Here is a 13,338-nt window from a genome sequence, read left to right as displayed (position 1 = left end):
GGACCCTGTGGGAGAGTAGGACACCGCCGGACTCCTTTTAGACAAAATGGCCACCCATCGATGGGTGGCCATTTTGCATTGTGCTGGAGAAGAACAGAAGAGCCATCCCTCGCGGGGTGGCTCTTCTGCGTTAACCCGCGCCGCGACGTCGTTGCTTCACCGCTTCAGACGAGCCTCGAGCATGGCTGCGCACTCCTGTACAGCTGCGGCCAGAAGGTTCTCGTCCAGATCCGCTCGTCCCCACGTCACAGCCACGGCGGCCACCGGCCACCCGGCGGCGTCGAGAACTGCGGCGCCCACGCTGCGCAGTCCGTCCGCGATCTCGCTGTTCTCTGTCGCGTACCCTCGTGAGCGCACCTCGCGGAGCAGCTCCCGCAGCTCGCGCGGCGTGCGCGGCCCGAGTCCCGTGCGGTCGGGGAATGCCGACAGATCCGGGTACAAGGCCCGCACCTGCTCACGGGGGAGAGCAGCGAGCATCGCTCGCCCCGACGCGGTGAGGTGCGCGGGGAGCCGTACACCGACATCTGTGACGAGAGCGGGCCGACGTGGTGCCCGCTCCTCGACGATGTAGAGCACATCGCCCCCGCTCATCACCGCAAGGTGCGCGCTTTCGCCCAGTCGGTCGGAGAGCGCGGCCACGAGCGGTCGGCCTCTCCGCGCAAGTGGCTGCTGGCGCGCATACCCGCCGGCGAGTTCGAACGCTGACGTTCCCAGGCCCCACCGTCGCTCCTCGCGCAGGTGAAGCACGAATCCGTGAGCGGCCAGCGTGGTGAGGAGGTGGTAGACCGTCGACCGCGGCAGTTCGAGCTCGCGCGCGATCGCCGACGCCGCCACCGGAGCGGGCCGACCGGCGAGAAAACTCAGGATGCGGAGCGTGTTCTCCGCAGCAGGTACTTGCGAGGCGGGTGCCAGCGCCGCGTCGGGCGCCTTCGCCGCATCAGGATTGTCTGGGATCACAGACAAAGCATCGCACGAACGGGTGCCGCTCACGACACGTCGGGTGTGGAATCGAACCATGACCGAACTTGCCCCCGTGCTCGTCGGAGCGGCCCCGCTGTCTCCTGCCGATGTCGTCGCCGTCGCCCGCCACGATGTCCCCGTGCAGATCGACGCGGATGCTCTCGGCCGCGTCGCAGAGACCCGTCGCGTGATCGACGGCCTCGCCGCAGACCCGCATCCGCACTACGGCGTCTCGACCGGGTTCGGTGCCCTCGCGACCACCTTCATCGCCCCCGACCGGCGCCTGCAGCTGCAGGCCAGCCTGATCCGCTCGCATGCTGCCGGCACAGGAGCCGAGGTCGAGCGCGAGGTCGTCCGCGGCCTCCAGCTCCTGCGGCTGCAGACCCTCGCCTCGGGACGCACGGGTGTGCGCCCGGTCGTCGTCGACACGTATGCGGCCATGCTGAACTCCGGAATCACCCCCGTCGTGCGTGAGTACGGGTCGCTCGGGTGCTCCGGCGATCTCGCCCCCCTCGCGCACATCGCCCTCGCCGCGATGGGCGAAGGTGAGGTCCGCGACGCATCGGGTGCTCTCGTCCCCGCGTCCGAAGCGCTCGCGACGGCGGGGATCGTACCGCTCGTGCTTGTCGAGAAGGAGGGTCTCGCCCTCATCAACGGCACCGACGGCATGCTCGGCATGCTGGTGCTTGCGCTGTACGACCTCGAGACGCTCTTGCTCACTGCCGACGTGGCTGCGGCGATGTCGGTGGAGTCTCAGCTCGGTACCGACGCGGTCTTCGCCGCCGACCTCATGGCCCTGCGCCCGCAGACGGGGCAGACCGCATCCGCCGGTAACCTTCGGGCGCTGCTTACGGGCTCCCCGATGGTCGCCAGCCACAAGGGGCCCGAGGACGGGCGCGTGCAGGACGCCTATTCGCTGCGTTGCTCACCCCAGGTGCATGGTGCGGCCCGCGACACGCTCGCACACGCAGCGATGATCGCCGGCCGCGAGCTTGCCAGCGTCATCGACAACCCGGTCATCACCGTGGACGGACGCATCGAGTCCAACGGCAACTTCCACGGCGCCCCGGTGGCTGCCGTCCTCGACTTCCTGGCCATCTCGGTCGCCGACGTCGCGTCGGTGTCGGAGCGCCGGACCGACCGCGCGCTGGATCCGGCACGCAGTCACGGCCTCCCTCCATTCCTCGCCGACGAGGTGGGCGTCGACTCGGGCCTCATGATCGCGCAGTACGCGGCCGCGGGCATCGTCTCCGAGCTGAAGCGCCTGGCGGTGCCGGCATCCGTCGATTCGATCCCATCGTCCGCCATGCAGGAGGACCACGTCTCGATGGGGTGGGCCGCCGCGCGCAAGCTGCGCCGTGCGATCGACGGCCTCGGCCGCGTGCTCGCGATCGAGATCCTCACCGGCGCTCGCGCCCTCGATCTGCGCGCCCCGCTGCAGGCAGGACCCGCGACCGGCGCCGTACGCGACCTGGTCCGCACGGTCGCCGCCGGCCCAGGCCCCGACCGCTTCCTCTCCCCGGAGATGGAAGCGGTCACCGCCCTCGTCCAGTCGGGCGACGTCGCCCGCATCGCAAAGGAGCACATCGATGGCTGAGAACACGACCGCTGGGCCGCGTGCCGTCCGCGCTGCGCGCGGAAACACACGCACCGCGAAGAGCTGGGGCGCTGAAGCCGCCAAGCGCATGCTGATGAACAACCTCGACCCCGAAGTGGCCGAGCACCCCGAGGACCTCGTCGTGTACGGCGGGACGGGCAAGGCCGCCCGCAGCTGGGAGGCCTACGACGCGATCGTGCGCACTCTCGACGAGCTCGAACCCGACGAGACGCTGCTCGTGCAGTCGGGCAAGCCGGTCGGCGTCTTCCGCACCCACGAGTGGGCGCCGCGCGTGCTCATCGCCAACTCGAACCTGGTGGGGGACTGGGCGAACTGGCCGGAGTTCCGCCGTCTCGAGGAACTCGGCCTCATCATGTACGGGCAGATGACCGCCGGCTCCTGGATCTACATCGGTACGCAGGGCATTCTGCAGGGGACCTACGAGACGTTCGCCGCAGTGGCGCGCTCCCTCGGCCGGGATTCCCTGCGCGGCACCCTCACCCTCACCGGCGGTGCCGGTGGCATGGGCGGGGCCCAGCCCCTGGCGGTCACCATGAACGACGGCGCGGTGCTGATCGTCGACGTCGACGAGTCGCGTCTCGCTCGGCGGGTGGACCACGGCTATCTCGACGAGTACACGACCGACCTCGACGCGGCTGTCGCACGGGTCATCGCCGCGAAGGAGGCCGGTGAGGCGCTCTCGGTCGGTGTCGTCGGAAACGCGGCCGAGGTCTTCCCCGAACTGCGGCGCCGTGGCGTGCCGATCGACATCGTGACCGATCAGACCAGCGCGCACGATCCGCTCGCGTACCTCCCGATCGGGATCGGCGTCGAGGAGTGGAAGGCCGAAGCCGAGCGCGACGCCGAGGAGTTCACTCGCCGGTCGCGCGAATCCATGGCGGCACATGTCGAGGCGATGGTCGCGTTCCAGGACGCGGGAGCTGCCGTGTTCGACTACGGCAACTCGATCCGCGCCGAGGCGCAGCTGGGCGGCTTCGACCGGGCCTTCGCGTTCCCCGGATTCGTGCCCGCCTACATCCGTCCGCAGTTCGAAGAGGGGCGCGGTCCGTTCCGCTGGGCGGCTCTCTCTGGAGACCCGGAGGACATCTACAAGACCGACCGGGCGATCGCCGAGCTCTTCCCCGAGGACGCGGCGCTGCACCGCTGGCTGGAGAAGGCCGCCGAGAAGGTGCACTTCGAAGGGCTTCCTGCGCGCATCTGCTGGCTCGGCTACAAGGAGCGGCACCTCGCGGGGCTCAAGTTCAACGAGATGGTCGCGTCGGGCGAGATCTCGGCGCCGATCGTGATCGGACGGGACCACCTGGACTCGGGCTCGGTCGCCTCGCCGTACCGCGAGACCGAGGCCATGAAGGACGGCTCCGATGCGATCGCCGACTGGCCCCTGCTGAACGCGCTGCTGAACACGGCATCCGGTGCCTCCTGGGTATCGCTGCACCACGGAGGCGGTGTCGGCATCGGCCGCTCGATCCACGCGGGTCAGGTGACCGTCGCCGACGGCTCGGCCCTCGCCGCGGAGAAGCTCGAACGGGTGCTCACCAACGACCCGGGCACCGGTGTGATGCGCCACGTGGATGCCGGGTATGAGCGCGCCCGCGAGGTCGCGCGCGAGCGCGGCCTGAACATCCCGATGCTCTGACACACTCGAAGGATCTCGAACGGGAGGAACGGCGATGCGCACGCTGCTGACCAACATCGCAGAACTCACCACCAATATCGCCGCCGATGGCGACCCCTGCGGAACGCTGAGCGATGCGGCCGTCATGATCGAGGACGACAGGATCGACTGGGTCGGCGCGGCGGCGGATGCGCCGGCGGCCGACGCGACGGTGGATGCCGGTGGCCGAGCCGTGCTCCCCGGATTCGTGGACAGCCACAGCCACCTGGTGTTCGCGGGCGACCGCGCGGCGGAGTTCGAGGCGCGCATGGCAGGGCAGAAGTACGCCGCCGGCGGCATCCGCTCCACCGTCGCCGCCACCCGGGCCGCGAGTGACGAGGAGCTGCGCGCGCGACTCCGCGGGTTCCTCGCCGAGATGCTCGCGCAGGGGACGACCACCGTCGAGGTCAAGAGCGGCTACGGGCTGAGTGTCGCCGACGAGGAGAGGCTCGTGCGTCTGGCGGCGGAGGTCACGCCGGAGGTGACCTTCCTCGGCGCGCACGTCGTTCCCGCGGAGTACGCCGACCGCTCCGACGAGTACGTCGCCCTGGTCACGGGCCCCATGCTCGACGCCTGCGCACCGCACGCGAAGTGGATCGACGTGTTCTGCGAGACCGGCGCATTCACCGTGGCGCAATCACGGCGAGTGCTCGAGGCGGGGATGGCGCGCGGACTCGCGCCCCGCGTCCATGCGAGCCAGCTCGGACCGGGCGACGGCGTGCGCCTCGCGGTCGATCTGGGCGCAGCGTCCATCGACCACGGCACTTACCTGACGGACGCCGACATCGACGCGCTCGCCCAGAGCTCCACCGTCCTCACGCTGCTTCCGGGAGTCGAGTTCTCGACCAGACAGCCCTACCCCGACGCGCGACGCCTGATCGATGCGGGCGTCACCGTGGCCCTCGCCTGCGACACGAATCCGGGATCGAGCTTCACCTCGTCGATGCCGTTCTGCATCGCGATCGCTGTGCGCGACATGGGCATGACCCCGGCCGAAGCCGTCTGGGCGGCGACCGCAGGGGGCGCCCGTGCGCTGCGGCGCGACGACGTCGGGATCATCGCCCCCGGAGCCCGCGCCGACCTCGTGCTGCTCGATGCCCCCACCCGCGTGCATCTCGCGTACCGCCCGGGCGTGCCCCTGGTGCGTCAGGTGTGGAAGGACGGCACGACCGTCGTGTGAGTCGTCGCCGTCGTGTGAGTCACCGACGGGCGGCGAGACCGGCGAGCAGTTCGAGCACGCACAGCGCCGCGAGCCGGACCGTGCGGGCATCCTCGGCATCGGCCGTCGCGTCGACCTCGGCGATGTCGGCGCTCACGACGCGGGGATCCGCGGCCACGGCACGGGTCAGCGCGCGCAGCTCCCATGCCTGGAGCCCGCCCGGCACACTCGCGGGGCAACCCGGTGCGACCGAGCGGTCGCACACGTCCACGTCGATGTCGAGGTGCACGCGGGAGTCCTCACCGGCGCCCGCGATCTCCAGGGCCTCCGCGACCACGTCGTCGACGCCGCGACGGCGCAGCTCGTCGAGGGTGATCACCCGGATGCCCCACTCAGCGGCACGCTGCGCGTAGGCGGCGGAGTTCGCGAAGTCGGCGATGCCGATCTGAACGATCCTGGACGGATCGATGCGCGCGGTGCCGAGCGACGACGCGGCAGGCACGTCTTCGACGAGGCGGCGCACCGGCGTGCCGTTGGAGATCCCGTCGCGAAGGTCGAAGTGCGCGTCGAAGGTGATCAGCCCGGTCGCCTGGGCGCCGAGGGCCACCGGATACGTGAGCGAGTTGTCGCCGCCGAGCGCGATCACGAGGTCTGTGGCACCGGTGAGCTCTCGCACGCGGGAGATGACCCTCGCCTCGCCGGCGGATCCGTCGGGATCGGTCACGTCGCCGGCGTCGGCGATGCGCAGCACGTCATCGAGTTCGACCACGGGCGGGCCCATCAGGGCGGTTCCGTATCGGGGGAGAGCTTCGCGGATCGCGGTCGGTGTCGCGTGCGCACCTGTCGGTGAAAGCGACGTGCGCCAGGTCGGTACGCCGAGCAGCACGGCATCGGCTGCACCGCTGAAGGCGGGCCAGGATCCGGCGCGCGGCCAGAGCGGGTCGTGACTCAGCTGTGGGGATGCGGGTGCCATGTCAGACTCCGGGGATCAGGGCGTGGGCGATGGTGAAGATGGCGAGGCCGGCGAGGGCGCCGACGAACGTGCCGTTGAGGCGGATGTACTGCAGGTCGCGCCCGACCATGAGTTCGATCTTCTCGGTGGTCTCGGCCGGGTCCCACCGCTCGACGGTGTCGGTGATGATCGAGGCGATGTCGTGGCGGTAGCGATCGACGAGGAAGACGGCGGCATCGGACACCCAGGTGTCGACGCGGGTCTGCAGCGCGGCATCCGTCGTCAGGCGTTCGCCGACCTCCTGCAGCGCCTGCACCGCGCGTCGGCGCAGACCGCTCTCGGGGTCGGCGAGAGCCGCGAGCAACCCGTTCTTCGCGGTGTTCCAGGCCTCGGCGGCCAGGGCACCGACCCGAGGGCTGTCGAACAGCGACGCCTTCGCGTTCTCGAGCTTGGCGCGGGTGGCGGGGTCGTTCTGCAGGTTGTCGGCGAGGCGGCCGAGGTAACCGTCGATGGCGATGCGCGCGGGGTGCCGCGGGTCGGCCTGCACGGCGTGGACGAACTTGATCGCCTCGTTGTAGACGGTGTCGTCGACGAAGCGATGCGCGAGCTTCGGGACCCAGCCGGGAAGGCGCCGCGAGACGAGGCCCGAGAAGGACTCGGCATTGGCCTCGAGCCAGCGTCCGATGCTGTCGACCGCGAGATCGACGGCGCCGTGATGTGCATCGGCCTCGACGATCTTCTCGAGCCACGCGCCCGCGGGCGGGCCCCACTCCGGAGCGACGAGGTGCTCGCGCGCGAGGTCGGTGATGAGGTCGCGCACGTCGTCGTCGCTCAGTGCGTTGAGCACCGCCGTCGCGATGGTCGCCCCCTCGGCGCCGACGCGCTCGGCGTGCGGAGCCTCACGCAGCCACTCACCGGCACGGAGGGCGATCCGCGTGCTCGACAGCTTGGTGCGCACGACATCGCCTGCCAGGAAGTTCGTCTCGACGAATTCGCCGAGGCTCCGGCCGATCTCGTCCTTGCGGCTCGGGATGATCGCGGTGTGCGGGATCGGCAGTCCCAGCGGGCGGCGGAACAGCGCGGTCACGGCGAACCAGTCCGCGAGCGCGCCCACCATGCCGCCCTCTGCCGCGGCGCGGACATAGGCCAGCCAGTCGAACCGCTGCTGGAAGGCGAAGGCGAACACGAAGACCACGGCCATGAACAGCAGAGCTCCGAGGGCGACGGCCTTCATGCGGCGGAGCGCGCGCAGGCGTTCCTGATCAGCGGGCGAGAGCTGCGTCATCGGTGTTCGCGGCATGACGTCATCCTTTCACGGGCGGTAGCCTCGAGACGTGATCGAAGACATCAAGAAGCGCGCCCTGCACCGCACCAGCATCCTCGAGGGGCAGATGCGCGGCGTCGCGCGGATGATCGAGAACGAGGAGTACTGCATGGACATCATCACGCAGTCGCGTGCGATCCAGCGTTCCCTCGAGTCGCTGAACCGGCTGCTGCTCGAGAACCACCTCCGCACGCACGTCACCCACATGTTCGATGCGGGTGGAGACGAACGCGACAAGGCCGTGGTCGAGCTGCTCAAAGCCTTCGACTTCGACTCCAAGTAGCAGGTTCTCGTCCGCCCACCTGCGACGGACTCGACGCCTTAGAGCACCGACTGCGCGCGCGTCAGCACGTCACGGAGGATCTGCTCGATCTCGCGGAACTCGGCCGGCCCGACGGTGAGCGGTGGCGCGAGCTGGATGACGGGGTCGCCGCGGTCGTCGGCGCGACAGTACAGGCCCGCCTCGAACAGCGCGGGGGAGAGGAACCCACGCAGCAGCCGCTCGGACTCGGCGCCGTCGAAGGTCTCCTTGGTGGCCTTGTCCTTCACGAGCTCGATGCCGAAGAAGTACCCGTCTCCGCGCACGTCACCGACCATGGGCAGGTCGAGCAGCTTCTCGAGCTCGGCGCGGAAGAGCGGAGAGTTCTCGCGGACATTCGCGTTGAGTCCCTCCTCGTCGAAGATGTCGAGGTTCTCCAGGGCGACTGCCGCGGAGACGGGGTGACCGCCGAACGTGTAACCGTGCGGGAACGAGACGTCTCCCTTCGAGAACGGCTCGTAGATGCGGTCGCTGACGATCGTCGCGCCGATCGGGGAGTAGCCGCTGGTCATGCCCTTGGCGCACGTGATCATGTCGGGCACGTAGCCGAGGCCCGTGCAGGCGAACGTGTGGCCGAGGCGCCCGAAGGCGCAGATGACCTCGTCCGACACGAGGAGCACGTCATGGCGGTCGCAGATCTCGCGCACGCGCGCGAAGTAGCCGGGAGGCGGCGGGAAGCAGCCGCCGGAGTTCTGCACCGGCTCGAGGAACACCGCGGCGACCGTGTCGGCGCCCTCGAACAGGATCATCTCCTCGATGCGGTCTGCCGCCCAGCGCCCGAAGGCCTCGAGGTCGTCGGCGGGCGCGCCCATCTCGGCCGCGCGGTAGAAGTTGGTGTTCGGCACGCGGAAGCCGCCAGGGGTGACCGGCTCGAACATCGACTTCATCGCCGGGATGCCGGTGATCGCCAGCGCTCCCTGCGGGGTGCCGTGGTACGCGACAGCCCGGGAGATCACCTTGTGCTTGGCGGGCTTCCCCTGCAGCTTCCAGTAGTGCTTGGCGAGCTTGAACGCGGTCTCGACGGCCTCGCCGCCGCCGGTGGAGAAGAAGACCCGGTTCAGGTCGCCCGGGGCCTCGTCCGCGAGGCGGTCTGCGAGTTCGATCGCCGCCGGATGCGCATACGACCACAGCGGGAAGAACGCCAGCTCGGATGCCTGCGCGGCGGCCGCCTCGGCCAGCCTTCGCCGACCGTGCCCGGCGTTCACCACGAACAGGCCGGCGAGGCCGTCGAAGTACTCCTTGCCCTTCGCGTCCCAGATCCGATGGCCGTCGCCTTTGACGATGATCGGGACACCGGACGCGGTCATCGTGGACTGCCGGGCGAAGTGCATCCAGAGATGGTCCTTCGCCATCGTCTGCAGCGCGGACTCCGACGGGATGGTGCGTGCGGTGTTCATCTGGTCCCCCAGTTGTAGAGCTGCTTCTGCAGCTTCGCGTAGATGAAGGTCTCGGTGGAGAGGACGCCGTCGATCGGGCGGATGACGTCGTTGATCAGAGACAGCAGGTCGTCGTCGTCCTCACAGACCACCTCTGCGAGGACGTCGAAGGAGCCGACCGTGATGACGACGTAGTCGACGGCATCGATCGCCGCCACGGCCTCGGCGACGTGTCGTGTATCTCCCGACACGCGGATGCCGATCATCGCCTGCCGGGGGAAGCCGAGCTGCATCGGATCGGTGACCGCGACGATCTGCATCACCCCGGACTCCGTCAGCCGCTGCACGCGCTGCCTTACGGCGGCCTCGCTCAGGCCGACCACACGACCGATGTCGGAATACGAGCGGCGTCCGTCTTCCTGGAGCAGCTCGATGATCGTCTTGGAGATCGCGTCGAGTGTGGGATTCTTCTTCACCGGACCCATGGTGCGATCTTCGCACTCGTCACCGCGTCAGGCAACCGATTCCGCGGTCGCGACGTGCTTCATCGACGGAACCGGCGGGAATGCGCTCAGGACTCGATCGGACCCAGCAGTGCGCTCGCCGCAGTGGAATGCGCGGATTCGGGGTCGGAGGGGTGGAAGGCACCCGCCAGCACGTCGCGATACAGCCGGGACAGCTCGTTCGCCGAGAAGTAGGAGCCACCACCCGCCACGAGCATCGCCTCGTCGACGACGTGCTTGGCCATCGTGATCGCGCGGTGCTTGACGCCCGAGAGCAGCGGGAACCAGCGCGCCCCGTTGTCGACACGATCGTCGACGTCGCGGGCGAGCGCCGCGATCTGCGGAGGCAGCGCGTCGTACGCGAGCCCCATGTCAGCGATGCGCCAGCGGATGTCGGGGTCCTGGCTGTACGCCAGCCCGGTCTTCTTCGAGTGCCGCTTCTGCGCGGTGGCGATCGCCAGCTCGAGTGCGCGCCGGGCGATGCCGGTGTACACCGAGGCCAGGAGGATCTCGAACACCGAGAAGATGCCGAACACGATCGGGTCGGGGCTGGGACCGGGATCGATGCGGCGCACCACGTGCGCGGCATCCGCCACTGCACCGTTCAGCCGCGTGGTGCGGCTCTGCGTTCCGCGCATGCCCAGGGTGTCCCAGTCATCGGAGGTGGTGACGGCATCCGTCCGCTCCACGAACGCGAACACCAGCTTCGGCGCGTCGGGGCTCGTGGTGTCGAGGCCGTGCAGTCCGAGCCGCGTCCACACCGGGGCGAGAGACGTGAAGATCTTCGTGCCGGTGAAGGCGTAGCCGCCGTCCCCGTCGGGCACGGCGGCGGTGTCGCTGCCGAAGAGCACCAGGTCGTTGCCGCCCTCGCTGATGCCGAACGCGAAGACCTCGCCCGCGACCGCGCCGTCCTGCACGAACTCGAGGCCCGGAACGCCGCGGTCGGAGAACACCTTCGCCACCCCGGTCCACACCAGGTGCATGTTGACGGCCAGCGCCGTCGCCGGAGCGGCACCCGCCAGTCGCTGCTGGAGGAGCGCGGCCTCGGCGAGTCCGAGCCCGGCACCGCCGCGTTCGGTGGGCACCAGGATCGACAGGTAGCCGGCGGCGCGCAGCTCGTCGAGGTCCTGCTGGGGGAAGGTGTTCTCGCGGTCGTGGATCGGCGCGCGCTCCCTGATTCGTTCGAGAAGGTCGTCGGGCAGGAAGGCCGTGGGATCGAACGTGCTCATGCGAGTGCCTCCAGAAGCTGACGGACGGATTCGTCCGGGCGATCACGGTGCAGCGAATGTCCTGCACCCTCGACGACGGACAGGGTGATCAGCGGATTCGCGGCGAGGACTTCCGCGGCGAGGTCCCCGGTGAAGATGCTGTAGACCGCGGGATCGGCGCCGATCACGTGCGTCGGCACGGTGAGGCGCGCGGCGTCGGCACGCACATCCCACGGCTGGTTCTGGACGCTGGTCTGCTCCACCGCCCAGGCGCTGGCGCGCAGGACGGCGTCGACTTTGAGCTCCTGGTCCTGCGGATGCCAGTGCGGGTGCTCCTGCTGCACGACCTCGAGCCGGGTGTCGGCGAAGGCGCGCTCCTGGCTCCGGCGGACGATGGCCGCGTCGCGTCCGTCGACATGGATCGCGGGATCGATGAGCACGAGGCGTCGCGTCCATTCGGGGGAGGATGCCGCCGCGACCGTGCTCGCCGCGCCGCCGAGGGAGTGGCCGATGACCGCGTCCCAGGATCCGCCGTCCTCCGGAGGGGTGGCGGCGAGGTCGGCACCGTAGGCGGCGACGGAGTAGTCGACGGAGCGCGGGGCGTCGCCGTGACCCCGGAGATCGACGGCCGTGGCATGCCATCCGGCGTCGGCGAGAGCATCACCCAGGCGCCACATCAGCGCGCCCGAAGAGCCGAGACCGTGGACCAGAAGCGCCCGCCGCGAGGCCGACGGAGAACCCCAGGCGAGGCGGGGCAGCGTGAGCGGTGCAGGCATGGCACCAGCCTACGACCGGGAGAGATGTCCGTCTCCGGAAGCGCCCGAGCAGCTCCGACCCGAGCAGCACAGAGGGGATGCACCCGGGCGGATGCATCCCCTCTGCCGGTCGGTCCGCTCAGTCGGTGCTGATCGCGATCAGGCCCGAGGGGAACCGGTCACGCGCCGACACGTAGATCTCGCCGTCGGTGGGGTTCACCGAGACGCCGTAGACCTTGTTGCCGTAGGCATGAGCGCTCAGACGGGCGACCAGCGAGAGGTCGTCGGTCGAGTAGACCGACACCCCGCTCGCATCGAAGGTTGCCGACTGGTGTCCGGCGATGAGCCGTCCGCTCGCGGTGTCCACAGCCAGCGAGCGCAGGTCGGCGTTCGCCATCGGGATGGTCCCGACGAGCTCCCACGTTCCGCCCGCGAACACCCGCACACCGTCGGTCGAGCCCTCGGCGTCCGCCGTGCCGACGTAGAGGCGGTCGTTCACCCCGTCCCAGGCGACGCCATGCGAACGCCAGGGCGACGCGCCCGCCGGTGTCACGGTGATCGGCGCCCCCGTCGCGGCATCAATGATCTCTACACCCGACCCGCGCGTGGCTCCGAACACCAGGCCCGCCTCGGGGTCGACGTCGATGCCGCGCACGTTCGCCGTGAACGCGTACGGACCGCGCTTCAGGTCGCCGCTGGCCGCGTCCATCACGAGCCACTGGTTCGAGTAGGCGACGTACAGCTCACCCGTCGACTCGTCGAGCGCGACGTCTCGCACACCCTCGTCTGCCGCGGTGGGGGCCGGCACGTCGAGCGTGCGCACCAGGGCGTCCGTCTCCGGGTCGATCTCCCAGACGCGCGCCGGGCGCATCTCGTTGCCGACGAAGAGGTTCCCGGTACGACTGTCGACGGCCGATCCGACCGGTCGATCATCCGACTCGGGGACGTCGGTCGCCGAGGGGATCACGGTCAGCGAACGGGCCGTGAACTCCGGGGTATCCGGATCTGTCGGGTCCGTGGGATCGGTCGGGTCCGTGGGATCCGTCGGATCGGTCGGGTCCGTGGGATCGGTCGGGTCCGTGGGATCGACCTTGCGGATGCTGACGGTCACGGCGGCGGAGGTGAGTTCCTCTCCTGGCGGGTTGAGGCGGAAGTCGCGGTTGGAGACGAACACGCGCTGGTGCTCCTCGTCGACTGTGATGCCGTAGCCGTCCTTGCCGTACTTCGCCCCGGCGAAGTCGCCGAGCAGTGCACCTGTCGCCAGGTCGTGCACGGAGAATCCGCCGCGGTCGGCCGTCGTGCCGGTGTAGCCGACGTAGAGCAGGCCGTTGGTGGAGTCGATGTCGACCTGACGCGGGTTGGCCCTGCTCGTGCGCTCCCAGAGCTTCGCGAACCCGTTCGACGCGTCGAAGGCCTCCAGGTTGATCACGTCCGTGAGGTCGTGGAACTTGGTGCTGACGACGGTGCCGGTGGTGGGGTCGGCGGCGACGTAGTAGGCGTCTGCGGTGCC

At 69.7% G+C, this 13,338-nt stretch carries 12 protein-coding genes; 4 read left to right on the top strand and 8 right to left on the bottom strand.

The window, feature by feature from the left end:
- Positions 1–156 precede the first annotated feature (156 nt).
- Positions 157–963: an IclR family transcriptional regulator gene (locus tag CQ034_RS10605; protein WP_258134177.1), complete on the bottom strand. Its 807-nt coding sequence runs from the start codon at positions 961–963 to the stop codon at positions 157–159.
- 52 nt (positions 964–1,015) lie between these two features.
- Between CQ034_RS10605 and hutH the strand changes: the two genes are divergently transcribed.
- Genes hutH through hutI form a run of 3 tightly spaced genes read left to right on the top strand, consistent with a single transcriptional unit; the run spans position 1,016 to position 5,412 of the window.
- A complete protein-coding gene (hutH, locus tag CQ034_RS10600) occupies positions 1,016–2,557 on the top strand; it encodes a histidine ammonia-lyase (RefSeq protein ID WP_105711002.1) in 1,542 nt (513 codons plus the stop codon).
- Positions 2,550–4,214 carry a urocanate hydratase gene (hutU, locus tag CQ034_RS10595; RefSeq protein WP_105711001.1) on the top strand — a complete coding sequence of 555 codons (1,665 nt, stop codon included), beginning with the start codon at positions 2,550–2,552 and terminating at the stop codon, positions 4,212–4,214. The genes hutH and hutU overlap by 8 nt, the downstream gene beginning before the upstream one ends.
- A 34-nt stretch (positions 4,215–4,248) precedes the next feature.
- Positions 4,249–5,412 (top strand): imidazolonepropionase, encoded by a 1,164-nt coding sequence (hutI, locus tag CQ034_RS10590; protein ID WP_105711000.1) that lies wholly within the window; start codon positions 4,249–4,251, stop codon positions 5,410–5,412.
- Between the two features lie 19 nt (positions 5,413–5,431).
- On the opposite strand, the gene CQ034_RS10585 is transcribed toward hutI, so the two are convergent.
- Together CQ034_RS10585 and CQ034_RS10580 are read right to left on the bottom strand one after the other, a co-directional pair.
- Positions 5,432–6,364: an agmatinase family protein gene (locus tag CQ034_RS10585; RefSeq protein ID WP_105710999.1), complete on the bottom strand. Its 933-nt coding sequence runs from the start codon at positions 6,362–6,364 to the stop codon at positions 5,432–5,434.
- Position 6,365: 1 nt separating this feature from the next.
- Entirely contained in the window at positions 6,366–7,643 is a 1,278-nt protein-coding gene (locus tag CQ034_RS10580; protein ID WP_105710998.1) for a DUF445 domain-containing protein, read from the bottom strand.
- Positions 7,644–7,677: 34 nt separating this feature from the next.
- Between CQ034_RS10580 and CQ034_RS10575 the strand changes: the two genes are divergently transcribed.
- A complete protein-coding gene (locus CQ034_RS10575) occupies positions 7,678–7,950 on the top strand; it encodes a metal-sensitive transcriptional regulator (protein ID WP_029262067.1) in 273 nt (90 codons plus the stop codon).
- Between the two features lie 38 nt (positions 7,951–7,988).
- Here CQ034_RS10575 and CQ034_RS10570 read toward each other — a convergent pair whose 3' ends face one another.
- From CQ034_RS10570 to CQ034_RS10550, 5 genes are all read right to left on the bottom strand, one after another.
- A complete protein-coding gene (locus CQ034_RS10570; RefSeq protein ID WP_105710997.1) occupies positions 7,989–9,383 on the bottom strand; it encodes an aspartate aminotransferase family protein in 1,395 nt (464 codons plus the stop codon).
- Complete coding sequence (locus CQ034_RS10565; RefSeq protein WP_029262065.1) at positions 9,380–9,847, bottom strand: Lrp/AsnC family transcriptional regulator; 468 nt, start codon at positions 9,845–9,847, stop codon at positions 9,380–9,382. The genes CQ034_RS10570 and CQ034_RS10565 overlap by 4 nt, the downstream gene beginning before the upstream one ends.
- A gap of 86 nt (positions 9,848–9,933) precedes the next feature.
- On the bottom strand, positions 9,934–11,094 hold the full coding sequence (locus CQ034_RS10560; protein WP_105710996.1) for an acyl-CoA dehydrogenase family protein: 1,161 nt from the start codon (positions 11,092–11,094) through the stop codon (positions 9,934–9,936).
- Positions 11,091–11,849 carry an alpha/beta fold hydrolase gene (locus CQ034_RS10555; protein ID WP_105710995.1) on the bottom strand — a complete coding sequence of 253 codons (759 nt, stop codon included), beginning with the start codon at positions 11,847–11,849 and terminating at the stop codon, positions 11,091–11,093. Before CQ034_RS10555 ends, CQ034_RS10560 begins: the two co-directional genes overlap by 4 nt.
- Positions 11,850–11,967: 118 nt before the next feature.
- A partial coding sequence (locus CQ034_RS10550) for a hypothetical protein (protein WP_181156282.1) occupies positions 11,968–13,338 on the bottom strand: 1,371 nt, incomplete at its 5' end.

The sequence above is a fragment of the Microbacterium sp. MYb45 genome (genome assembly GCF_002979655.1).
In the GTDB taxonomy this organism is placed as follows: Bacteria; Actinomycetota; Actinomycetes; order Actinomycetales; family Microbacteriaceae; genus Microbacterium.
Note: the sequence above shows the minus strand (reverse complement) of the source record. Positions and strands in the feature narration are given on the sequence as shown.